This window comes from Pseudomonas sp. LM13 (genome assembly GCF_041381355.1).
In the GTDB taxonomy this organism is placed as follows: domain Bacteria; phylum Pseudomonadota; class Gammaproteobacteria; order Pseudomonadales; family Pseudomonadaceae; genus Stutzerimonas; species Stutzerimonas frequens.
In genome coordinates this window covers 22038-44391 of sequence record NZ_JACBXH010000030.1, presented here as the reverse complement: position 1 = coordinate 44391, position 22354 = coordinate 22038, and the positions used below count along the sequence as shown (strand labels likewise).

The window sequence follows — 22354 nt, the reverse complement described above, 5'->3', positions numbered from 1 at the left end:
GGCGCAGGGCCGGTACGGCAGTCGCCTCTTCAACTTACGGCATGTGACGCTTCGACATGCCGCGGCAGGGTGATGCGAAAACGGGTGCCGCGTTGTGTTTCCGGGTCGGCCGGGCTGTCGATATCGATCTGGCCATAATGCTCTTCAATGATCGAATAGACCAGCGCGAGGCCCAGGCCGGTGCCTTCGCCCGGATCCTTGGTGGTGAAGAATGGCTCGAACAGGCGGTCCTGAATTTCCTTGGGAATGCCGCTACCTTCGTCTTCCACCACCAGGTACACGGTCTGCTCGGCGACCTCGCTGCTGATGCGGATCAAGCCGCCCGGCGGCGATGCGTCGCGGGCATTGGAAAGCAGATTAATCAGCACCTGGGCCAGTCGCTGCGGGTCGCCTTCGGCCAGGTGCTCCGGGGCGCACGCGTTGACGAAGCGCACCTCGGTGCGATTGCGGTTGAGTGATAGCAGGGCGATGGCATCCTGCGTGACCTGTGCCAGGCTCACCGGATACAGCCGCTGCTGGCGCTCGCCGGCATGGGCGAAGCTCATCAGCGACTGCACGATGCGCGACACGCGCTTGGTCTGTTCGATGATCTGGCCGCTGATTTCGACGATTTCCTCGTCGGCTTCGCGTTCATCACGCAGATTCTGCGCCAGGCAGGCAATACCGGTGATCGGATTGCCGATTTCGTGCGCCACGCCGGCTGCCAGCCGGCCGATGCTGGCCAGGCGCTCGGAGTGCACCAGACGATCCTCCAGCTCCTGCGTTTCGGTCAGGTCTTCCATCAGCAGAACCAGGCCGCTGTTGCTCGGGGCCAGCGGCTCGGCGATCGCCGCCTTGTGCAGGTTGAGGCAGCGGCGATGACCGTTGTGCGCCAGGCGCTGCTTGTGCAGGTGTTCATCGGGTTGTTCGATGAAGTCGATCAGCAGGCTCCGCCAAGGTTCGGCGATGGTCGACAGGCGCGAGCCGACCACCTGCAGCGCCGCGATCCCGGTGAGCTCCTCGAGCGCGCGGTTCCACATGAGGATTTCCTGGTCCTTGGCCAGCGAGCAGACGCCCATGGGCAGCTCCTGCAGGGTCTGCCGGTGGTAGCGACGCAGCGCATCGAGTTCGGCGGCCAGGCCGGTCAGGCGTGAGTGATAGTCCTCCAGGCGGCTCTCGATGAAGTGGATGTCCTCGGTGATGTAGCCCTCGGCGCCGTTCTTGTAGGGCAGGAAGTTTTCGACGATGTCCTGGGCGACGCTGGGCCCCATGAGCCCGGACAGGTTGGCCTCGATGCGGTCGCGCAGGCGGCGCAGCGCGTAGGGGCGGTGCTCGTCGAACGGCAACTGCAGGTCACGCAGGGCCTGTTCCACCTCGCGTTGGGCGGTCTTGGCTCCCAGCGGCTTGGCCAGTTGGGTGGCGAATTCCTGCGGCGAGGCAGCCAGCAGCTCGCGTCGTTGCGGGCGGCGGACGTTCTCCACCGCGCAGGCCTCGGCGGCGCTCTGCTCCTCCGGGCTGGTTTCGCTGAAGATGGAGAACAGCGAGAACGCCAGCACGTTGACCGCCAGCGAGGCGATCGCTGCCAGGTGCCAGCTGGTGTCGTCCAGCACGTAGACCACGTTGAACAGCGGAATGTAGAAGCCATCCAGGTTGCCCACCAGCGGCAGCAGCATGGTCACCACCCAGACGCCGATGCCGGCCAGCAGGCCGGCGATGTAGCCGCGCCGATTGGCGGTCGGCCAGTACAGCACCGAGAGCACGCTGGGCAGGAACTGCAGGGTGGCGACGAAGGCGACGATGCCGAGATTGGACAGGTCCTGCTCGGCACCGAGCAGCAGGTAGAAGCCGTAACCGGCCATGATGATGGCGAAGATCAGGCTGCGCCGCGTCCATTTCAGCCAACGGTAGATGTTGCCCTCGCTCGACGGCTGGTAGAGCGGCAGGACCAGATGGTTGAGCGCCATGCCGGACAGCGCCAGGGTGCTGACGATGATCAGCCCGCTGGAGGCCGACAGCCCGCCGACGAAAGCCAGCAGTGCCAGCATCTCGCTCTGCGCGGCGATCCCCAGGCCGAGCGTGAAGTACTCCGGGTTGGTGCTTACGCCCAGCTTCAGCCCGGCCCAGAGAATCAGCGGCACGGCCAGGCTCATCAATAGCAGATAGAGCGGCAGGCCCCAGCTGGCGCTGACCAGGCCACGCGGGTTGAGGTTTTCGGTGAAGGTCATGTGGTACATGTGCGGCATCACGATGGCCGAGGCGAAGAACACCAGCAGCAGGGTGCGCCACGGGCCTTCCTGCAGCGGCGTATGCAACGCCTGCAGCGCCGATTGGTTCTGCAGCAGCCAGATCTCCAGCTGGTGCGGACCGCCGAACACCACGTACAGCGCGTACAGACCGATGGCGCCGAATGTCGCCAGCTTGACGATCGATTCGAAGGCGATGGCGAACACCAGCCCTTCGTGCTTCTCCCGCGTGGCGATGTGGCGGGCCCCGAAGAGGATCGTGAACAGCATGATCATCAGGCAGTAGCCCAGTGCGACACGTTCCTGCAGCGGCTCGAGGGTGAGGATGCCGATCGCGTCGGCGACCGCCTGGATCTGCAGGGCCAGCAGCGGCAGCATGCCGATCAGCATGACAATGGTGGTCAGCGCGCCGCTCCAGGTGCTGCGGAAGCGGAAGGCCACCAGATCGGCCAGGGACGACAGTTGGTAGGTGCGGGTGATGCGCAGGATCGGGTAGAGCAGCACCGGTGCCAGCAGGAACGCGCCACAGACGCCGAGGTAGGTAGCGAGAAACCCGTAGCCGTATTGATAGGCCAGGCCCACGGTGCCGTAGAAGGCCCAGGCACTGGCATAGACGCCGAGCGAGAGGGTGTAGGTCAGTGGGTGGCGGATGATCCAGCGCGGAATCAGTCCGCGCTCGCTGACCCAGGCGACACCGAACAGCATGAACAGGTAGGCGGCGCTGATCAGGATCAGGTGGCTCAGGCTAAAGCTCGTCTGCATCACGCTGGCTCTGGAGAATGAAGGTCACCACGATCAGGATCAGCCACAGCAGGTAGGGCCGATACCAGGCACCGTTGGGGTCGATCCACCAGTCCATGATGGCCGGGGAGAACAGATAGATCCCCACCACCAGGAGCAGCACCAGTCGGTAGATATACATGCCGGGTCTCGTGTCGAAAGTGAGGGCGATGGTAGAGCAGCGGCACGCTGCTAGCCACCGGTGACGGGCAAATGCTGCTCAGCGCAGCTGAGCCTCGGCCAGGGTTCGGGTCCGCGGAATGCGACCGGCATCCCAATTGCCAATCGCCCAGCCGAGGATCTCCGCCGGCAGGGCACCGTCCAGTTCGGTCGGTGGTTGCTGACCAAGGGCGCGCAGTGCGCGCAGCAGCAGTGGGCTGGCTTCCTCGGCTTGCAGCGGTGGTGATCGATAGCGCTTGCCGAGCTTGTGGCCGTCCGGCTGAATGATCAGCGGCAGATGCAGGTAGCGCGGCTGCGGCAAGCCGAGGATTTCCTGCAGGTAGAGCTGACGCGGCGTCGAATCGAGCAGGTCGGCGCCGCGCACCACATCGGTGACGCCTTGCCAGGCGTCGTCCAGCACCACGGCCAGCTGATAGGCGATCAGGCCATCGCGGCGGCGGATGACGAAGTCGCCGACCTCGCGTCCCAGGTGCTGGCGGAACTCGCCCTGTAAACGGTCGACGAAGCCGTACTCGCGATCGGGCACGCGCAGGCGGATGGCGGCATCTTCGAGGCCGTGCCCGGCGTTGCGGCAGAAGCCGGGGTAAGGGCCCGGGTAGTCTTCGAGCTGCTTGCGCGAGCAGGTGCAGGCATACGCCAACCCTTTCTCCAGCAGATGCTCGACCGTATCCCGGTAGGCGGCATGGCGCTGACTCTGGCGCAGCATTTCGCCGTCCCATTTGAAGCCGTAGCTCTGCAGTGTCTCGACGATCGCCTGCTGCGCACCGGGCATCTCTCGGGGCGGGTCGATGTCTTCCATGCGCAGCAGCCAGCGACCGCCCACCGAGCGGGCATCCAGATAGGAGGCAAGGGCGGCGAGCAGTGAGCCGAAATGCAGATAGCCGCTCGGCGTCGGGGCGAAACGGCCAACATAGCGGGCAGGTTGGGGTGAGCTGGACAGGGGCATGGCGGGGCCGGCGCGATCAGGGATGGCGGGGCGGGTGAGGCGGTTGCCGGGCCTGGAAATGAAGCGGGGCGCCGAAGCGCCCCGTTCGGGATCAGGAACCGATCTGCTTTTCCTTGATCTCCGCCAGCGTCTTGCAGTCGATGCAGAGCGTGGCGGTAGGCCGCGCTTCCAGACGGCGGATGCCGATCTCGACACCGCAGGAATCGCACCAGCCGTATTCGTTGTCTTCGATCAGTTGCAGCGTCTCGTCGATCTTCTTGATCAGCTTGCGCTCGCGGTCGCGGGCACGCAGTTCCAGGCTGAACTCTTCTTCCTGGCTGGCGCGATCGGCCGGGTCCGGGAAGTTGGCTGCCTCGTCCTGCATGTGATGGACGGTGCGATCGACTTCTTCCATCAGCTCCTGCTTCCACTTGTTCAGGATGCCGGTGAAATGGGCGCGCATCTTCTCGCTCATGTACTCCTCGCCCTTGCTTTCCTTATAGGGCTCGAAGGCGCGAATCAGTTGCTTGCTCGACGGTGTTTCTTTGGTAATGGGCATGGATGAACGCCTCTCGCTATGTCCATTGCGCAGGATGATTTGTCCCTTGCCGGCCCGTGCCGGCCCTGCGGCTGCAAGCGGGCGAACTTACCAGATCGGATCGGGGTGCGCTACTCCCCAATCCGACAGTGGCTGCGGCGGCCTTGGGACCTTGGGTAGAATTCACGTTTTATCGTCAACAGGAAGGTCAGATGACCTCGTCGTACAGCGCACGCAGTCGCGCAATCGAACCTTTCCACGTCATGGCGCTGTTGGAGCGGGCCAACCAGCTGCAAGTTCAAGGCCGCGACGTTATTCACCTGGAAATCGGCGAACCGGACTTCACCACCGCACAGCCCATCGTCGCCGCCGGGCAGGCCGCGCTGGCCGCAGGTCATACGCGCTACACCGCCGCGCGCGGCCTGCCGCAGCTGCGCGAGGCGATTGCCGGCTTCTATGCCCAGCGCTATCACTTGAGCATTGACCCCGAGCGCATCCTGATTACTCCCGGTGGCTCCGGTGCGCTGCTGCTGGCCTCCAGCCTGCTGGTCGACCCTGGCAAGCACTGGCTGCTGGCCGATCCGGGCTATCCATGCAACCGGCACTTCCTGCGCCTGGTGGAAGGTGCTGCGCAACTGGTGCCGGTCGGCCCGGAGATGCGCTATCAGCTGACACCCGAGCTGGTCGAGCGCTACTGGGATCGCGACAGTGTCGGTGCGCTGGTGGCCTCGCCGGCCAATCCCACCGGAACGCTGCTCGAGCGTGCCGAACTGGCCGCCCTTTCGGCGGCGCTGAAGGAGCGCGGCGGCCATCTGGTGGTCGACGAGATCTATCATGGGCTGACCTACGGCACGGACGCGGCCAGCGTGCTGGAGGTCGATGATGACGCCTTCGTGCTCAATAGCTTTTCCAAATACTTCGGCATGACCGGTTGGCGCCTGGGTTGGCTGGTGGCGCCGCCCGCGGCTGTGCCGGAGTTGGAGAAGCTGGCGCAAAACCTCTACATCAGCGCGCCGAGCATGGCTCAGCACGCAGCCCTGGCCTGTTTCGAACCGGCGACCCTGGAAATTCTCGAGGCGCGGCGCGCTGAGTTCGCCCGTCGCCGTGACTTCCTCCTGCCAGCCCTGCGCGAGCTGGGCTTCGGCATCGCGGTCGAACCGCAGGGCGCCTTCTATCTGTACGCCGACATCAGTGCCTTCGGTGGCGATGCCTATGCGTTCTGTCAGCACATGCTGGAAACCGAGTTCGTCGCGATCACGCCGGGGCTGGACTTCGGTCGTCACCAGGCCGGTCATCATGTGCGCTTCGCCTACACCCAGGATCTGCCGCGCCTGGAGCAGGCCGTCGAGCGTATTGCCCGCGGCCTGCGCAGCTGGCAATCCTGATGCGTTTCGCGCAACCGCTGGAGCAGGGGCGACTGGTCAGGCGCTACAAACGTTTTCTCGCCGATATCGTCACTGACGAAGGCGAGGCGCTGTGCATTCACTGTCCCAACACCGGCTCGATGCTCAACTGCATGAGCGAGGGCGCGCGGGTGTGGTTTCAGCGCAGCAGCGATCCGCGGCGCAAGTTGCCGGGCACCTGGGAGCTGGTGGAGACGCCGCAGGGGCGGCTGGCCTGCGTGAATACCGCGCGAGCCAATCCACTGGTCGAGGAAGCGTTGCTGAACGGGCAGATCGCCGAGTTGGCAGGCTTCTCGGCGCTCAAGCGCGAGGTGGCCTATGGCGTGGAAAACAGTCGGGTGGATTTCCGTCTCGACTATGCCGGCCTGCCGGCCTACGTCGAGGTCAAGAGCGTTACGCTGGGGTTCGACGACACCGCCGTGGCCGCCTTTCCCGATGCGGTGACAACACGCGGCAGTCGTCATCTGCGAGAGCTGGCTGCGCTCGCGCGCAGCGGGGTGCGCGCCGTGCAGCTGTACTGCGTCAATCTCAGCGGCATCGAGGCGGTACGCCCGGCAATGGAAATCGACCCGACCTATGCGGCGGCGCTGCATGAGGCGATTGCGGCGGGAGTGGAGGTACTGGCGTATGGCGTCGAGCTGTCCCCGCACGAGCTGCGCTTGAGTCGGCCGCTGCCCGTGCTGCTGTGAGCACGCTCGGCTCGGTGGATGAAAATTTTTATCCGGGCTGGGGAACAAAGCGCTTTCTGTCTGGCCTCAACGAAGCTGGAAAATGCATCCCTTCATGCTCGCAGAGGCTCTGCTCCGCCGCGCAGCGCGGTGTCGACGCGGCCTCGCCCGCATCGGCGGCATATCCGGCGGTGCCATTCGATGCGCCGAGAGGTGTCGTTGGCAAAGATTATTTCGGACGTTCGCCCTGGCGCGAGCGTCGTCGATGAGGCTAAAGAGAATGCGAATCCTCGTTTGCGGTGCCGGTGGTCAGGTTGGGCGCGAGCTGGCCGAGCGTGCGGCGAGTTTCGGCCTGGATGTGCTGGCTCCGAATCGCACCGAGCTGGATATCGTCCGGCCAGAACAAATTGCGGCGGCCATGGCGCAGCGCCCCGGTCTGATCATCAATGCGGCTGCCTACACCCATGTGGACAACGCCGAATCTCACAGCGAGCAGGCCTATGCCGTCAACCGCGATGGTGCGCGCAATCTTGCCGAGGCTGCCGGGCGTGCGGGCGTGCCGCTGTTCCACATCTCCACCGACTATGTGTTCTCCGGCGAAGCCGACAGACCCTATACCGAGGACGATGCAACCGCTCCGACGGGTGTCTATGGGGCGAGCAAGCTGGCCGGCGAGCAGATCATCCGTGACTGCCTGCCCGCGCACCTGATCCTGCGTACCAGTTGGGTGTACGGCGTCCACGGGCACAATTTCGTCAAGACCATGTTGCGGCTGGCGCGTCAGCGCGATGCGCTTGGCGTGGTGAGCGACCAGCTGGGATGTCCGACCCAGGCCGGCAGTATCGCCGCCGTGCTGCTGGAACTGGCGCGCCGCTATGCCGCCGGCGACAGGCTGGCCTGGGGCGTTTATCACTACAGCGGTACACCGGCCTGCTCGTGGTACGACTTCGCCGTAGAGATCTTCCGTCAAGGTGAAGCGGTCGGACTGCTAGCCAGGCAGCCCGAGGTGTCGCCGATCATGACTGCACAGTACCCGACACCGGCGCGCCGTCCGGCCTGGTCAGTGCTCGACTGCCGTCGCTTCGAGTCGACCTTTGGTCTGGCGCCTCGGCCATGGAAGCTCGAGCTCGCCGAGGTGCTCGACGTGTTGCAGCAAGCGGAGCCGGCTGCCGTCGTCAGGCAGCGCAGCTTTCGCGTCTGATTCGCCCACCCGACGGAGACCCGGCTTCCGTGCGGGCGTCCGCTCGCCAGTGTATTCTTGCGCCCCCGCGCCTCGACGCGGCCTGAAGTTCGGCTCTGGAGGGGCGACATGGTAGTGGTGCTGGCGATCCTGCCGATCTTCGGTCTGATCTCGCTCGGTTATCTGTTTGGCTGGCGCCAGTGGTTGAGCAACGAAGGTGCCGCCGGGCTGGCCAGCGTGACCTTCAAGCTGTTCATGCCTGCGGTGCTGTTCAATGGCATCGCTCGCGCCGAGCTGGGCGAGGGCATGTCGCCGATGTTGCTGCTGGCATACTTCGCCCCGGTGCTGCTGATTTTTCTGCTGGTGAACGTCGTCGCGCATCGTCTGAAGGGGCGAGCGAGCCCGCTGGGACTGACCGCAGCCTACTCGAACAACGTGCTGGTCGGCATTCCCCTGGTGACCACGCTGCTCGGCGCCGAGAGTCTGGTCTACGTGTTCGCCATTCTGGTGTTCCACAGCCTGGTGCTGTTCTCTTTGCAGAGTTTCTATGCCGCGCTCGGTGATGGCGACAGGGTCAGCGCGCCGTCGCTGCTGAAGAACCTGGCCAACCCCTTGATCGTCGGCCTGCTGCTCGGAGCCTTGTTGAACCTGAGCGGCCTGTCACTGCCCGAGCCGTTGTGGCGAGTGATTGGCTGGCTCGCGCAGGCAGCACTGCCCTGCGCGTTGATGGTGCTGGGTATCAGTCTGTCGCGTTATCGCTTGCGGCCGAGCGCGTCGGTCGTCGTGCTCACATTGGCCAAGCTGGTCCTGTTCCCGGCGCTGGTGTGGTGGCTGAGCGGTTGCTTGCCCGGGCTGAGTCAGGACGCGCGCAGCGTGCTGGTGCTGCTGGCAGCCTGTCCGAGTGGCGTAAATGTGCTGGCCTTCGTCAAGCATGCCGACGACAGCCGCGCGGTCAGCTCCACCGTATTTCTGTCGACGCTGGCGGCTGCCGTCAGCCTGCCGCTATGGATGCTGCTGACGACCAGCTGACTGCCGAGCACCCCGGCGTCTGGCGCTGAACGTCCTTCCGCACCGGACTGTCACAAGAGCACAGTCCAGAAAATACGGAGAGTACGGCATGCTGAAATTCATCGGCGGTACCGCGGGCGTCATCTTCATCATTGGCCTGATCGTGGTGATCGGCATCTTCAAACTGCTGTTCTGACGGCTTGGCGCCTGGCTGCCGGATGCTTCCGCGGCTTCATTTGCCGTCGCGCTGATCGTGGGCGGCCATGATGTCCTCCAGGCGCAAGCCGGTCAGGCCATGGATGGTCCGCCAGAGATAGAAGAAGATCGCCATCATCATCAGCATGCTGGGTATGGCGATCATCGGGTAGCTGAGCAGGGTCATGCGTCCCAGCTCGGCGTTGAACGCTTCGCTGCCGGCCGGACTGTGCACGATCCATTTGGCCAGGACGTAGTTCATGAAGGACGAGAAGAAGAAGGTGCCGCTGAGCAGGTAGGTCGCCCGTAGCAGGCGGGTTTCGAAATGCGCGACCTGACCATTGCGTTCCAGCTGCTCGTGGATCTTGTCCACATTGAGCACCTTCGGGTTGTACAGAAGGGTACGAATCAACGGGTAGCGCGTGCGAGTTGAGGCCAGCACGCCGATGCCGATGATCCCCGGTACGGCCGCTTCCTTGATCGCCAGCCATTGGGTGTCGAGCTGCAACAGACCGATGCCGCCGGTGAGCAGCACGCTGATCAGGCCGAGCAGGGCGATCCAGTTGAACTTGCGGTAGCGGGCCAGCTCCCACAGGCCCCAGCCCAGCGGGAAGGCCAGGGCCAGCAGCAGCGCGCCATCGGCACCCAGGCGCTCCTCGCCACTGAGTTTCATCAGGATCAGTGAAGGAATCAGGATGCTTACAGCCAGGTCGACCAATGGGCGCGGTTTGTGTTCGGCGTGGGAATGGGTGGTTTCGGTCATGACGTCGGGTTGGGTTGGAAAGGGCAGCATGATGGCCTCTGTGGCCGTTTCGCGCCAGACCATCTTCGTCGGGATGAGAGGTATGGAGGGCTGCGCGCGGATCAACGACCTACCGCGTCGGTTCGTCGAGCCCGCCACTGACCGTGTTCGAACAGCAGCACGACCACCATGGCAATGGCGAACGGCAGCAGCAGGTAGAAGACACGAAACACGATGAGTGCAGCCAGCACGTCGACGGTCGCGAGTTCTGGCAGTGCGGCGACGAAGGTCAGTTCCAGCACCCCGAGCCCGCCTGGGGCATGGGAGAGCAGGGCCAGCGAGAAGGACGCGAGGAACACGCCGAGGATGGTCAGGTAGCCTGGGTTGTTCGCAGCCGGCAGGGCAAAGTAGATGATCGCCGCCGCGCATAGCAGCTCCAGTGGTCCGGCCAGCAACTGGCGCGCGACGACCGGCAGCCGCGGATACTCGATGTGCCATTTGCCCAGCCGCCACGCCGGCAACTGCCGCCATGCGCCGAACACATACAACGCGATCAGCAGCAACAGCCCACACCCGACCGCGGTCGATAGCCAACTCGCGCTGTCCATCAGGCGGTCGAGTAACTGCGGTTCGAGGATCAACACCGTGCCACCTGCCAGGACGGTACCGAGGACAAACGTCAAGGAACAGAAGACGATCAGGATTCCGATTTCCTGAGGCGTCAGGCCGCGGCTGCGGTAGGCGAGATAACGCACCAGCGCGCCGGAAAAAACCGAGGCGCCGATGTTGTGGGCCAGCGCATAGGTGGTGAACGAGCAAAGCGTGATGAACCACCAGGAGATCTTCCGGCCCAGATGGGCCATGGCGATGCGGTCGTACCAGGCCAGCGCCAGGTAGGCGCCAAGCGTCGACAGCGCCGCCAGCAACCAGCGGTGGGCACCGATCGCGTGCAGGCTGTTGGCGAGTTCGCTCAGCGAGATGTTGCGGACCTCGTGATACAGCAGATAGCCGGACAGCAGCACGGCCGAAACCCCGATCAGGGTCCAGGCGACATCGCTCCTCTTCATCATCGAGTGGCTCCTCGGGGCAGGACTGCGGCCACGCCGCGTTCTGCGACGTGATGGACACGGCATGCCGAGACCTGCACCGTTTCGTGAGTCGTTCAGTAATCGGCAGCGCTCGGCCCTTTTTGTTCAGTTATCCGACCTTCGGGTCGTTCGCGCGATAACACTCCGAGCGCACGGAGGTCGATTGCAGGACTGGTTGATTGGAGAGCGGCATGACCGAAATACCCCATGATGATCATCTGGAAAGCTCACTGGCGCTGCTGGGCGAAGGCTATCCATTTATCCGTGATCGCTGTGCTCGTTTGCACAGCAACGTATTCCAGGCGCGTCTGCTACTGCAGAACACCATCTGTCTCAGCGGCGAAGACGCCGCGCGCCTGTTCTACGACGAACGCTATCTGCAGCGCGCCCATGCCATGCCGCGCATGCTGATAAAGACGCTGGTCGGACAAGGAGGCGTGCAGGGGCTGGACGGTGAGGCGCACCGGAATCGAAAGCGAATGTTCCTGCAGTTGCTCGACGGTGCTGCGGTCGAGAAGCTGGTCAGCCTGGCCGAGCAGGCCTGGCGCCAGGCGATCGGTGAGTGGCAGGCGCGCCCGGAGGTCCGGTTGATGACGGAAGTGCAGCTGATTCTGACCGAAGCGGTATGTCGCTGGGCCGGCGTGCCGCTGGCACCCGCCGAGCGGGAGATCCGGGCCGAGCAGCTGGCGACGATGGTTGACGGTGCGGGTGGCATCGGGGCACGTCACTGGGAGGCGCGCAAGGCGCGGCGCGACGCCGAAGCCTGGGCGCGGCAGCTGATCCAGCAGGCCCGCGCCGGCCGGCTGCCAGCCGAGCCGACCATGGCGCTCATGGTGATCGCGCATCACCGCGACCTCGACGGCACACCGCTCGATGAGCAGGTCGCCGCTGTCGAGTTGCTCAATCTGTTGCGGCCGACAGTGGCGGTTTCCTACTTCATCACCTATGCCGCGCTGGAACTGCTGGCGCAGCCGCAATGGGCCGCGCGCCTGCGTACGGACGATGAACTGCTCGAGCCCTTCGCGCAGGAAATTCGCAGGTTGCATGCGTTCTTTCCGTTCACGGCTGCCCGCGTACGAGAGGACTTCGACTGGCAGGGTCAGCATTTTCCGGCGGGCACCCGGGTGATGCTGGATCTGTGGGGGACCAACCGCGAAGCGAGCCGTTGGGATCAGCCCGAAGCGTTCCAGCCCGAGCGCTTCCTGAACTGGCCGGGCAATGCCTTCAGCTTTGTCACCCAGGGCGGCGGTGACGCGGCCGAAGGGCATCGTTGTCCAGGCGAGCGGCTGGCAATCGAGTTGCTGAAGATGGCGCTGCGCATGCTGACGCGCGAAATGGCCTACGCGGTGCCAGCGCAGGATCTGCGTATCGATCTGACGCGTATGCCGGCCAGGCCCGAGAGTGGGATGCTGATCCGAGACGTGAAGTGCGGCGTCTGCTGAGACCGGTACCGCGCGCCGCTCAGTCGACCTGCTCGGCCTGCTTGACGCGCACCCAGTGGTCGATCAGCTCGCGCAGGTGCGAGAGCTCGACGGGTTTGGCCATATGCCCGTCCATTCCCGCTTCACGGGCACGTTCACGGTGCTCGCTGAGGATGTGTGCAGTCAGGGCGACCACCGGCGTGCGCCGCCGACCGCTGTTGGCCTCCCATTCGCGCAATTGGCGGGTGGCCTGGAAACCATCGAGCACCGGCATTTCACAGTCCATCAGCACCAGGTCGTAAGGGGTGGTCTTGATGGCCTCGAGCGCCTCCTCACCGTTGCAGGCGGTATCGGGCTGCAGGTTGAGCTTGTTCAGCATGCCGCGGATGACCTTGGTGGAGATGCTGTTGTCTTCGGCGACCAGGATGCGGAAATCACCCGGAACCTCGAGTGGCGTTGACGCCTGGGGTGCTGTCGTGGAGCGCTGCTGGTTGCCCTGCTGACGCTGCGCGAGTTCGTCGGCGAGCGTGGTCTTGAGGGTGTAGCCGGCCACCGGTTTGGCCAGGATGCGCTTGATGCCGGCGTTGCGCGCGATGATCTTGCTCGGGGCGCTGCTCATGCCGGTGAGCATGATCAGCAGGATATCGTGGTTGAGGCTGGAGTCTTCCTTGATCTTGCTCGCCAACTGCATACCGGTCATGCCGGGCATGTCCTGGTCGAGCAGTACCACATCGAAGTATTCCTTCAGGTGCGCTTTGGTGCGCAGCAACGCCAGCGCCTCTTTGCCCGACGCCACCGCACTGACCTCCAGTCCCCAGCTGCTGCACTGCTGGACCAGTACCTTGCGGCAGGTATCGTTGTCATCGACGATCAGCAGGCGCGTGCCTCGTAACGGTCCGTCCAGGTCGGCGTTGCTCTGGGCCAGGCCTTCGCCGGCCAGCGGCAGGCTGATCCAAAGCGTATTGCCTTGATTGCTACCGGTCTGGATACCGAAATCGCCACCCATCAGCTGGACCAGCTGGCGAGCGATGATCAGGCCGAGCCGTCCGCCATGACGGGTCGCGGCGAGGAAGTCCTGGCTGTCTACCGCCGCATTGAGCAGGGCATCGCGCTCGTATGCCTCCAACGGCCGACCGCTGTCCTGCACGGTGATGCGCAGTCGCGGCGCATCCATCGGTCCGTCGATCGCGGCGATCAGCAGCACCTCGCCTTCCTCGGTCTGCTTGAAGGCGTTCTCCAGTAGATTGAGCAACGTCTGGCGCAGGCGTGTCGGATCGCCGGCCACGACCTGTGGCAGTTGCGGCTGGATAAAGCTGATCAGCTCGATCTTCTGCTGCTCTGCCTTGGCGCGGAAGATGCTCAGACAATCCTCGATGAGCGCGTTGAAGTCGAACTGAACGTCGTCCAGCTCGATCTGGCCCGACTCCAGCTTGGATATGTCGAGAATCTCGTTGATCAGATTGAGCAGCTCGTTGCCGGAGCTGTGAATCGTCTGCACGTAATCGCGCTGTTTCGCCGAGAGCGAGGTGCCCAGCAGCAGCTCGCTCATGCCGAGCACTCCATTCATCGGCGTGCGCAGCTCATGACTGATTTTGGACAGGAAGTCAGCCTTGGTCTTGAGCTCCGCACTGCTGACTGCAGCTGCGGTGAATTGGGTGCGGCTATCGCTCTGACGCTGGCGCTGCCGTTCGAGCAGAGCGAAGCTGAGCAGCAGGCCGGCGATCGTGGCAAGACTGAAAAGCCCGCCGGTCAGCCAGCCCGGGTCGAGCTGGTCGAAGCCGAGCAGCATGGGCATGAAGAACACCATGCCGCTGTTGAAGAGCGTCGCGCCGGCGACTACCAGTCGTGCCGGCTGATAGCCCTGACGCCAGTGGTACAGAGCGACCACCAGAGCGCTGCACGAGGCGACCAGCACCAGCGAGTAGATCAGCCAGCTGTGCCACAGCCACTGGCCAAGTAGGATGCTGGCGGCGATGGCCAGCACCACGTTGAGTTCGATGCCCAGCAGCCATGTAATCCAGGTGCGCCGGCGCTGGTTGAAAAAGCCCAGCGTGTAACCGAGCAGCGCACAACTCGCGGCGAGCGCCGACAGGTCGGCGATCAACGGTTGGCTATAGGTCAATCCCGGCAACCAGACCGCCAGGACGCCCAGGTTCGCCATGGCGCAAGCGAGCAGCGCGCCATGCAGCAGGCTGAGCCAGATATGCGTGTAGCTGACCGTGTAGGCGAAGCGCAGCAGGTTGTACACCATCAGCAGTGCCAGGGCGCCGAACAGGGCGCCGAACAGGTAGGCGGGCCTGGACTGGTTGACCAGGCCGCTGTCGTCGATGACCTTGAACCAGGTCATCACCGGATGGCTGGACTGCAGGCGAACGTAGGCTTCCCTCGCCTGACCATCATTGGGCAGGCTGAACAGGTATGCTTGGTTCGGCAGCGGGCGCGCGCTGACCGGTCGCAGCTCGCCGGTGGCGACGTGCTGCTCAAGCTGGCCTTCGCGCAGCAGGTAGAAATCCAGGTACTGCACACGCGGCGCGAACAGCGAAAGCCATTTCGGCTTGGTCAGAGGGGGGAGGCTGACTTGCAGCCAGACCGCCCGATCACTGGCCGGAGCGCTGTAGGACAGCTTTTCCAGCCGCTGGAACAGGGCGCGCTGGGCAACCACTTCCTCCAGTGTGAGCTTGCCGGACTGATCGACCAGAATGCGCCAGTTCTGTGGCAGTGAATTCGGCGTTGCGGCCAGCGGCGTAGAGGACGGCGGGGCAATGGACGCCTGAGCCGACAGCGGGATCAGATTGATCAGCAGCAGGCCGAAGATGAGAGCGATGGCGATCCGGAGCCGACCCACTGGAGAAGTCCGTTCATGAGTGTGACGGCGGATTATAGCCATGCCGTTGTCAGCCTGTAATGCGCGCGGTGTCGATAAAATCTGGCGCCGCGCGCATTCCTGGTGACTGGCGGGGTTCAGCTTTCGCCCTGTTCGCGGGCGATGGCGCGGTAGCCGATGTCCTTGCGGTAGAAGCAGCCATTCCAGCGGATCTTTTCCGCCAGGCGGTAGGCCTGCTGCTGCGCCTCGGACACGCTGCGACCGATGGCGGTGGCGCACAGTACGCGGCCGCCGGCCGTGATGATCTGGCCTTGCGCATTCAGCGCGGTCCCGGCATGGAAGACCTTGCCGTCCAGGGAGGCAGCTTCGCTAAGTCCCTCGATCACGTCGCCCTTGGCATAGTCGCCCGGGTAGCCGCCTGCGGCCAGCACCACGCCGACTGTCGGGCGTGGATCCCAGGTCGCTTCGACCTTGTCCAGCGCCTTGGCCAGAGCGGCCTCGACCAGCAGCACGAGCGAGGACTCCAGGCGCACCATGATCGGCTGGGTTTCGGGGTCGCCGAAGCGGCAGTTGAACTCGATGACCTTGGGTGCACCGCTCTGGTCGATCATCAGGCCGGCGTAGAGGAAGCCGGTGTAGACGTTGCCTTCGGCCGCCATGCCGCGCACGGTCGGATAAATCACCTCGTCCATCACCCGCTGATGCACGTCGGGGGTGACCACCGGGGCGGGAGAGTAGGCACCCATGCCGCCGGTGTTCGGGCCGGTGTCGCCATCGCCTACGCGCTTGTGATCCTGGCTGGTGGCCATCGGCAGTACATGCTCGCCATCGACCATGACGATGAAGGAGGCTTCCTCGCCGTCGAGGAACTCCTCGATCACCACGCGCGCGCCTGCGTCACCGAAAGCATTGCCGGACAGCATGTCACGCACGGCTTCCTCGGCTTCCTCGAGGGTCATGGCAACGATCACGCCCTTGCCGGCGGCCAGGCCGTCGGCCTTGATCACGATCGGGGCACCCTTCTCGCGCAGGTAGGCCAGCGCCGGTTCGACTTCGGTGAAGTTCTGATAGTCGGCGGTCGGGATGGCGTGACGCGCCAGGAAGTCCTTGGTGAACGCCTTGGAGCCTTCCAGCTGCGCGGCGGCGGCGGTGGGGCCGAAGATATCCAGGCCGCGCGAGCGGAACAGGTCGACCACGCCTTTGACCAGCGGTGCCTCGGGGCCGACGATGGTCAGCTGCACATTGGCGGCGGCGAAATCGGCCAGCTGCTCGATTGCCAGCACGTCGATGGCGACGTTCTCGCACTTGGCTTCGGTGGCGGTGCCGGCGTTGCCCGGGGCGACGAACACCTTGGCAACGCGCGGATCCTGCGCGACCTTCCAGGCCAGGGCGTGCTCGCGGCCGCCGCTGCCGATGATCAGTACGTTCATTTCTCTCTCCCGATGGAGGCGGGCGGGTAGCCCGTCTGGTGGATAAGCGAAGCGTTATCCACCCTTATGAATTCCGAGATCGCAATCGGGCTGGTAGATGCAAGGCGCCCGATTCTTCCCCCCGCGGAGTTGCCTTCTGGCAATGAGCATGGGGAAGAGTCGGGCAACGCCGCAGATACCTGTCCGAGTACGCCGATATTAGTGGCGGAAGTGGCGCATGCCGGTGAACACCATGGCGATGTTTGCTTCGTCGGCCGCGGCGATCACCTCGTTGTCGCGCATCGAACCACCTGGCTGGATCACCGCGGTGATGCCGGCCTTGGCGGCGTTGTCGATGCCGTCGCGGAAGGGGAAGAAAGCATCCGAGGCCATTACCGCGCCGGGTACCGGCAGGCCGGCATGCTCAGCCTTGATGGCGGCAATGCGCGCGGAGTTGACGCGACTCATCTGGCCGGCGCCGACGCCGACGGTCTGGCGGTTCTTGGCGTAGACGATGGCGTTGGATTTGACGAACTTGGCCACTTTCCAGGCGAAGATCAGGTCGTGGATCTCCTGCTCGGTGGGTGCACGCTGGGTGACGATCTTCAGGTCAGCCTCGGTGATCATGCCGATGTCACGGCTCTGGATCAGCAGGCCACCATTGACGCGCTTGTAGTCCCAGCCCGGCGCACGCTCGGCCGGCCACTGGCCGCATTCGAGCAGGCGCACATTGGCCTTGGCGGCAACCACTTCACGAGCCTCGGCGGACACGCTCGGGGCAATGATCACCTCGACGAACTGGCGCTCGACAATGGCGCGTGCGGTCTCGCCATCCAGCTCGCGGTTGAAGGCGATGATGCCGCCGAAAGCCGATTCGCTGTCGGTGGCGTAGGCCAGGTCATAGGCCTTGCGAATGCCGCCTTCGTTCTCCGGCACCACGGCCACGCCGCAGGGGTTGGCGTGCTTGACGATCACGCAGGCCGGCTTGGTGAAACTCTTCACGCATTCCAGCGCGGCGTCAGTGTCAGCCACGTTGTTGAAAGACAGTTCCTTGCCCTGCAGTTGCTTGGCGGTGGCGACGCTGGCCTCATCCGGCTTCTCGACATAGAAGGCGGCCTGTTGGTGCGGGTTCTCGCCGTAGCGCATGTCCTGCGCCTTGACGAACTGCATGTTGTAGGTGCGTGGGAAGAGGCTGCGGCCTTCGGTGGTGAGGGTCTCGGCGCTCTGGTCGATGCCGCCCAGGTAGTTGGCGATCATGCCGTCGTAGGCGGAGGTGTGCTCGAAGGCCTTGAGGGCCAGGTCGAAGCGCTGAGCGTAGGTCAGGCCGCCGTGCTTCAGATTGTCGATCACCGCCGCATAGTCTTCGGCGTTGACCACGATGGCCACGTCCTTGTGATTCTTCGCGGCGCTGCGGACCATGGTCGGGCCGCCGATGTCGATGTTCTCGATGGCATCGGGCAGGGTGCAGCCGGGTTTGGCCACGGTCGCGGCGAACGGGTAAAGGTTGACCGCCACCAGATCGATTGGGTTGATGCCGTGCTCGGCCATGACCGCGCCGTCCAGATCGCGGCGACCGAGAATGCCGCCGTGGATCTTCGGATGCAGGGTCTTAACCCGGCCGTCCATCATCTCCGGGAAGCCCGTGTAATCAGCCACTTCGACGGCGGCGATGCCGTTTTCGCGCAGCAGCTTGAAGGTGCCGCCGGTGGACAGGATCTCGACGCCGAGGGCGGCGAGCTCGCGGGCGAAATCGACGACGCCGGTCTTGTCGGACACACTGATCAGCGCGCGGCGCACGGGAAGGCGGGTGGTTTGGTCGGTCATTGACGTTTCCTAGAGGCTACAGGCTTGAGGCCGCGAAGCCGGCAGGCGCGCCTGCCGGCGGTCGCTTCAGAGCAGGTCGTACTGTTTGAGTTTCTTGCGCAGGGTGCCGCGGTTCAGACCCAGCAGCTCGGAGGCCTTGGTCTGGTTGCCCTTGACGTAGTGCATCACGGTTTCCAGCAGCGGTGCTTCCACCTCGGAGAGCACGAGGTTGTAAACGTCCGTGACGTCGGCGCCTTCGAGGCGTGCGAAATAGTTGTGCAGCGCCTTCTCGACGCTACCACGCAGCGTCTGTCCCGCTTCGCTCGGCGTGTTCAGGTGCTGCTTGAGGTTCAGGTTGTCACTCACGGATGTTGTTCCACTTACCAATGTTTCATTCAACAGCGTCATGCGGCCACCTCTGTTCCATCCACCGAGCCAGGCCCTGAGCGTTGTTCGGCAAAGAACTGCCGAATGCTGAAGCCCTGTGCATCCCTGTCTTCCAGATGATTGAAACGGGCGCGGAAGTCCCGCGCGCCCGGCAGTGTTGCGAGATACCAGCCCACGTGTTTGCGGGCGATACGGACTCCCATCACCTCGCCGTAGAATTCATGCAACGCCTGCACATGCTCCAGCAGGGTGCTTTCGATCTCGTCCAGCGTTGGCGCCGCCAGCAATTGGCCGGTGCGCAGATAATGCTCCACCTCGCGGAATATCCACGGGCGACCCTGTGCCGCACGTCCGATCAGCAGGCCGTCGACACCGGTCGAGTGCAGGACCTGCGCGGCTTTTTGCGGCGAGTCGATGTCGCCATTGGCGAAAACCGGGATCGACACCGCCTGCTTGATCGCGGCGATGGTGTCGTACTCGGCCTCGCCGGTATACAGGTCGGCGCGGGTACGCCCATGCACCGCCAATGCGGCGATGCCGGACTGTTCGGCGATGCGGGCGATGGTTGCGCCATTCTTGTTCTGGCGGTCCCAACCGGTGCGGATCTTCAGCGTCACCGGCACATCCACCGCCGCGACCACGGCCTCGAGGATGTCTGCGACCAGTCGCTCATCGCGCATCAGCGCGGAGCCTGCGGCCTTGTTGCAGACCTTCTTCGCCGGGCAACCCATGTTGATATCGATGATCTGTGCGCCCAGTTCGACGTTGCGCTGTGCGGCTTCGGCGAGCATCTGCGGGTCGCCGCCGGCGATCTGCACCGAGCGTGGCTCGGGCTCGTCGGCATGGGGCATGCGCAACCGCGACTTGCGGCTGTTCCACAGGCGCACGTCACTGGTGAGCATTTCCGAAACCACCAGGGCCGCGCCGAAGCGGCGACACAGCTGGCGGAACGGTTGATCGGTCACGCCCGCCATGGGCGCGAGAATCAACCGGTTGGATAAGGTGTAGGGGCCGATGCGCACCGCTGACATGAAGATTCCCTGCTTGGGGCCTGCTTGTTAGGTCGATCGGGACTGCAAAAAAGGGTGGTCATAATACCCGCTCCGCATGACGGGTTAAAGGCTGTTTTGAACAAATTCTGAACAGCGGCCGCCTTATCGCCAGTGGTTTGCTGGAGGGCATGGATATGCCATCAGCGCGATGGCTGACCCATCGCATCGGCAAGTCGTATCAATCGGGGGAGTGGAAACCCAGGCTGTAGTTCACCGCCTGCGCGCCCGGGTCGAGGATGTCCAGTGCGATGTGGATCGGCACCTGCGGGGGCATCTGGGCTTGCCCGGCAAGCTCGCCCGAGAGGTATTCGCTGGGCTTGAAGCTGCGGCTCGCCAGCAGCTTGCCGTTGATGTCGGCGAAGCGGATTTCCAGGAGCGGGAAAGGCTGCGCGAAGGCGGCACGGTTGTAGAGGATGGCGTCGACCACCAGCGCCCCGGTGAAGTCGGGGTGGCTGCGCACGACCAGGTTGCTGCTCTTGATCTGCGATATGTCGACGAGTGCAGGTAGCTCGCAGCCCAGCGTCGGGCAGACCCGTTCGAACCAGGGGCGGTAAGCCGCCTGCCGTGACAGCTCGTCGTAGTTGTACGCCACGTACTGGGCGCCCAGGGCCAGCAGCGCGAGCAGATTCAGGGCGCCCCAGCCAAGCCGGCGCGGCCAGGGGTTCTTGCGTTCCTGCCAATCCAGCTGCAGCGGTTCGTCATCGAGTTCGAAGAGCGGCTCGTCACGCAGATCCGGTTCGCGTCGTGGTGGTGCGATCGCTTCGGCCGCCTGCATCGGCTGCTCGGGTGGCGCCAGCTCCGGTTCGACCCGCTCGTTGCGTGCCTGCTGGGCCCTCGCTGTCGACAGCGCGCTGGTACTCGGTGCCAGGGGGGCGGGTTGGCGGGGCGTTTCCGCCGAGACCGGGGTGAAACTGATCGGGTCGTCCGGCTCATCGGCGCGACGTGCGCTAACGCTCTGCTCAGCATTGAGCAGGAGCTCGGCCCAGCTTTCATCCTGCGGGGCTGCCTCGTCCGCCGGTGCTTCGTGAGGGAGCGATGTGCCGGGGCTGTCGTGCCTCAGGGCATTCAGGTCGGCAGACAGCTCGCGCTCCTGGCGCTCCAGCTTGGCCAGCTCAGCGTCTAGGTCAAGGCTGTCGAGGTCCAGGTCGTCGTGGATCCAGAGAGTCTCGTCATCGCTGCGCGGGCTGGGCGAGGCAGCAGTCGCGATCGCACCTGGTTCCGGTTCCGCCTGCTCTGCGGCCAAGGGCGGCGGCGTCAGCGGGCGAGTCGGATCGATGTCGTCGCGTAGCAGATGGTGTGCGGCATTGAATACCTCCATGCAGGCACCACAGCGTGCCGCTCCTCGCGCTGCACGGAGCTGGCTGCGGCCGATGCGAAAGCGGGTACGGCAGTGGGGACACTGGGTGACGAAGCTGGTCATGCGAGGTTCCGCGCAAATGTGCCGGCTAGTCTAGCGCATGCCGATCGGCAAGCGGCAGTGGCCCGCCGTCATGGGCGTGCAGCATGTGGCTGCGGTCGCAGGATCAGCCACGCCGCGTCCCGCTGATGCGCACCCAGCCATCCTTCTCGGCGGTCGGGTCGAGTTCGAAGGCGTGGGCATAAGCCGCACGCACCTCTTCAGCCTGCTCGGCGAGGATTCCGGACAGCGCCAGCCGTCCGGCCGGTTTGACCAGTGCGGTGATCTGCGGTGCCAAGGAGACGAGCGGCCCGGCGAGGATGTTGGCGACTACCACGTCGGCCGGTTCCTGCGGCAATTGCTCGGGCAGATAAAGGGCGAAACGCTCCTCGGCGATGCCGTTACGCTGGGCGTTGTCACGCGAGGCTTCCAGCGCCTGGGTGTCGATGTCGGTACCGACGGCATGCGCGGCGCCCAGCAGAAGGCCGGCGATGGCGAGGATGCCCGAGCCGCAGCCGAAATCCAGCAGGCTCTGGCCGTTCAGCGACTGGGCATCCAGCCACTCGAGACAGAGTGCGGTAGTGGGGTGAGTGCCGGTACCGAACGCCAGGCCGGGATCCAGCAGCAGGTTGACCGCGTCGGGCTCGGGTGCCACGTGCCAGCTGGGGACGATCCACAGGCGGCGGCCGAAGCGCATCGGCTGGAAGTTATCCATCCAGCTGCGTTCCCAGTCCTGATCTTCGATCACCTCGACCTGGTGCTCGGGCAGCTCGCCGCCACGTAGCAGCTGCAGATGGGCGAGCAGGGCGTCCGCGTCGGTATCGGCTTCGAACAATGCCAGCAGATGAGTGTGCGACCACAGCGGGGTGGTGCCGAGGTCCGGCTCGAAGATCGGCTGATCTTCGGCGTCCATGAAGGTCACGGAGACCGCACCCAGATCCAGCAGCTGGTCTTCCAGCGCTTCGGCCTGATCGGGGGTGATGGCGAGTCGGATCTGCAGCCAGGACATGGAGGCCTCTCGAATGGGGTCGCGGTAAAAGCCGGCAAGCTTACTGGAGGGGGCGTTGTGCGGCCAGCCTGGGCTCGACGAACACCAGGTAGAAACGACAGAGGCCGCCCGAAGGCAGCCTCTG

19 protein-coding genes are annotated in these 22354 nt (G+C 64.5%); 6 read left to right on the top strand and 13 right to left on the bottom strand.

Going from position 1 to position 22354, the window contains the following annotated elements; genetic code table 11:
- Positions 1-29: 29 nt before the first annotated feature.
- The 4 genes from HZR81_RS17155 to dksA form a co-directional block, all read right to left on the bottom strand.
- Positions 30-2984 carry a sensor histidine kinase gene (locus HZR81_RS17155; protein ID WP_500128805.1) on the bottom strand — a complete coding sequence of 985 codons (2955 nt, stop codon included), beginning with the start codon at positions 2982-2984 and terminating at the stop codon, positions 30-32.
- Positions 2968-3144: a hypothetical protein gene (locus HZR81_RS17150; RefSeq protein ID WP_003095129.1), complete on the bottom strand. Its 177-nt coding sequence runs from the start codon at positions 3142-3144 to the stop codon at positions 2968-2970. Before HZR81_RS17150 ends, HZR81_RS17155 begins: the two co-directional genes overlap by 17 nt.
- A gap of 78 nt (positions 3145-3222) precedes the next feature.
- Positions 3223-4128 (bottom strand): tRNA glutamyl-Q(34) synthetase GluQRS, encoded by a 906-nt coding sequence (gene gluQRS / locus HZR81_RS17145; RefSeq protein WP_500128804.1) that lies wholly within the window; start codon positions 4126-4128, stop codon positions 3223-3225.
- A 91-nt stretch (positions 4129-4219) separates the two neighbouring features.
- On the bottom strand, positions 4220-4666 hold the full coding sequence (gene dksA, locus HZR81_RS17140) for an RNA polymerase-binding protein DksA (RefSeq protein WP_063540429.1): 447 nt from the start codon (positions 4664-4666) through the stop codon (positions 4220-4222).
- 191 nt (positions 4667-4857) lie between these two features.
- Here dksA and HZR81_RS17135 point away from each other — a divergent pair, with 191 nt between their 5' ends.
- From HZR81_RS17135 to HZR81_RS17115, 5 genes are all read left to right on the top strand, one after another.
- Positions 4858-6030: a pyridoxal phosphate-dependent aminotransferase gene (locus tag HZR81_RS17135; protein WP_500128803.1), complete on the top strand. Its 1173-nt coding sequence runs from the start codon at positions 4858-4860 to the stop codon at positions 6028-6030.
- Positions 6030-6737 (top strand): DNA/RNA nuclease SfsA, encoded by a 708-nt coding sequence (gene sfsA, locus HZR81_RS17130; protein ID WP_500128802.1) that lies wholly within the window; start codon positions 6030-6032, stop codon positions 6735-6737. The genes HZR81_RS17135 and sfsA overlap by 1 nt, the downstream gene beginning before the upstream one ends.
- Positions 6738-6996: 259 nt before the next feature.
- Entirely contained in the window at positions 6997-7917 is a 921-nt protein-coding gene (gene rfbD / locus HZR81_RS17125) for a dTDP-4-dehydrorhamnose reductase (protein WP_063540426.1), read from the top strand.
- Positions 7918-8025: 108 nt separating this feature from the next.
- Entirely contained in the window at positions 8026-8925 is a 900-nt protein-coding gene (locus HZR81_RS17120) for an AEC family transporter (protein ID WP_063540425.1), read from the top strand.
- Between the two features lie 88 nt (positions 8926-9013).
- Complete coding sequence (locus HZR81_RS17115; protein WP_442807067.1) at positions 9014-9100, top strand: small membrane protein YohP; 87 nt, start codon at positions 9014-9016, stop codon at positions 9098-9100.
- A gap of 36 nt (positions 9101-9136) precedes the next feature.
- On the opposite strand, the gene HZR81_RS17110 is transcribed toward HZR81_RS17115, so the two are convergent.
- Complete coding sequence (locus HZR81_RS17110) at positions 9137-9862, bottom strand: VC0807 family protein (protein WP_331250363.1); 726 nt, start codon at positions 9860-9862, stop codon at positions 9137-9139.
- A gap of 101 nt (positions 9863-9963) precedes the next feature.
- Positions 9964-10911 (bottom strand): lysylphosphatidylglycerol synthase transmembrane domain-containing protein, encoded by a 948-nt coding sequence (locus HZR81_RS17105; RefSeq protein ID WP_500128801.1) that lies wholly within the window; start codon positions 10909-10911, stop codon positions 9964-9966.
- A gap of 209 nt (positions 10912-11120) precedes the next feature.
- Here HZR81_RS17105 and HZR81_RS17100 point away from each other — a divergent pair, with 209 nt between their 5' ends.
- Complete coding sequence (locus HZR81_RS17100; RefSeq protein WP_500128800.1) at positions 11121-12371, top strand: cytochrome P450; 1251 nt, start codon at positions 11121-11123, stop codon at positions 12369-12371.
- Between the two features lie 19 nt (positions 12372-12390).
- Here the strand turns inward: HZR81_RS17100 and HZR81_RS17095 are convergent, their stop codons facing one another.
- The 7 genes from HZR81_RS17095 to prmA all read right to left on the bottom strand — a co-directional run bounded on the left by HZR81_RS17095 (position 12391) and on the right by prmA (position 22230).
- Positions 12391-15195 (bottom strand): hybrid sensor histidine kinase/response regulator family protein, encoded by a 2805-nt coding sequence (locus HZR81_RS17095; protein WP_500128799.1) that lies wholly within the window; start codon positions 15193-15195, stop codon positions 12391-12393.
- A 116-nt stretch (positions 15196-15311) separates the two neighbouring features.
- Positions 15312-16604, bottom strand: coding sequence for a phosphoribosylamine--glycine ligase (gene purD, locus HZR81_RS17090; RefSeq protein ID WP_063540420.1), 1293 nt, complete (start codon positions 16602-16604; stop codon positions 15312-15314).
- Between the two features lie 198 nt (positions 16605-16802).
- Positions 16803-18407, bottom strand: a complete 1605-nt coding sequence (gene purH, locus HZR81_RS17085) for a bifunctional phosphoribosylaminoimidazolecarboxamide formyltransferase/IMP cyclohydrolase (protein WP_063540419.1) — start codon at positions 18405-18407, stop codon at positions 16803-16805.
- A gap of 66 nt (positions 18408-18473) precedes the next feature.
- On the bottom strand, positions 18474-18794 hold the full coding sequence (gene fis, locus HZR81_RS17080) for a DNA-binding transcriptional regulator Fis (protein WP_003293170.1): 321 nt from the start codon (positions 18792-18794) through the stop codon (positions 18474-18476).
- Positions 18791-19804: a tRNA dihydrouridine synthase DusB gene (gene dusB, locus HZR81_RS17075; protein ID WP_063540417.1), complete on the bottom strand. Its 1014-nt coding sequence runs from the start codon at positions 19802-19804 to the stop codon at positions 18791-18793. Before dusB ends, fis begins: the two co-directional genes overlap by 4 nt.
- Positions 19805-20003: 199 nt before the next feature.
- On the bottom strand, positions 20004-21245 hold the full coding sequence (locus tag HZR81_RS17070) for a zinc-ribbon and DUF3426 domain-containing protein (RefSeq protein ID WP_500128798.1): 1242 nt from the start codon (positions 21243-21245) through the stop codon (positions 20004-20006).
- 103 nt (positions 21246-21348) lie between these two features.
- Positions 21349-22230, bottom strand: a complete 882-nt coding sequence (gene prmA, locus HZR81_RS17065; protein ID WP_200597824.1) for a 50S ribosomal protein L11 methyltransferase — start codon at positions 22228-22230, stop codon at positions 21349-21351.
- Positions 22231-22354 lie beyond the last annotated feature (124 nt).